Origin of the sequence: Collinsella sp. AM38-1BH, assembly GCF_003467545.1 — a bacterium.
Taxonomy (GTDB): Bacteria; Actinomycetota; Coriobacteriia; order Coriobacteriales; family Coriobacteriaceae; genus Collinsella.
The window spans coordinates 1-1,181 of the sequence record NZ_QSHC01000034.1; the positions used below are offsets into that span (position 1 = coordinate 1).

The window sequence follows — 1,181 nt, forward strand, 5'->3', positions numbered from 1 at the left end:
GACAGACACTATGACCCAATCCGAGGGCACTAAAAAGATAGGAGCCCCCGCTCGTGACCGCGGGTCGGGGCTGCGACAATGATGTTGAAGTGCCATAGGCGCAGCCGCGCCGCAACGAGGTTGGGAGGCTCCCATGCCAAAGCATTCTACCGCGTTCGGGATGGACGTCCACCTGAGGTCGACCACCGTCTGCGCCCTCGACGCGGACACCGGCGAGGCCGTGACGAGGAGGTTCCCCGGCAACCCCTGGGGCGAGATCGCCGGGTGGATGGATGGGTTCCCCGGGCCGTCGCTCGCGGCCTACGAGAGCGGCTACCTCGGCTTCGCCCCGCAAAGGGAGCTCGCCGGGCTCGGCGTCGAGTGCGTCGTCGCCGCGGTCTCGAAGATCCCCAGGTCGGCCGCCGACTCGGCCTCCAAGAACGACAGGAACGACGCCGCCAGGATGGCCAAGGCGATACTCGCCCACGACATCTCCCCCGTATGGATCCCCTCCCCCGAGGTCGAAGGCATCAGGGACCTCGCCGGCGCCTACGACGGGGCGACCGCGCGCCTGGCGACCGCCAAGCAGCGGCTGCTCGCCTTCCTCGCAAGGCGAGGGTTCGTCTACGGCGGCACCACGCCCGCCGGCAACCCGAGGAAGTACTGGACCTACGACTTCCTGAGGTGGCTCGACAAGGTCAGGCCGGAGGACGATGGCGGGGTTCGGACGCTCGCCGCCCTGAGGAACGAGGTCGAGGCCGCGGCGGAGGCCCGGGCGGACCTGCTCTCCGAGTACGGGGCCGCCGTGGATGCCAGCCCGATCGCCGCGGAGGTGGCCGCCCTCCAGTCGATCAAGGGCTGCGCCTTCGCGCTGGCCGCGGCCTTCTCGGCCGAGGTCGGCGACTTCACGAGGTTCCGTTCCGGAAGGCAGGTCACGGCCTATTTCGGCCTCGCGCCGAGTCAGAGGTCGAGTGGCGACTCCGTGCGGCTCGGAGGCATCAGCGGTGCGGGCAACGCGCTCGTGAGGAAGCTGGCCGTTGAGGGTTCATGGTGCTACGCCGCGGCACGGCACCAGCCGAAGCTCATGCCAAGGGACACGGGCGTGCCCCTCGAGATAAGGATGCACGGGAGGAAGGGGTCCGAGCGGCTCCTGCGGCGGCGCGAGGAGATGCTCGCCCGCGGCGTGCCCGCGGCGAAGGCCA

General features: G+C 69.9%; 1 protein-coding gene. It reads left to right on the top strand.

From position 1 onward, the window contains the following. Nucleotides 1-133 precede the first annotated feature (133 nt). Nucleotides 134-1,181 (top strand): IS110 family transposase (locus DW870_RS09210; protein WP_199412437.1); only part of this gene is annotated, 1,048 nt, incomplete at its 3' end.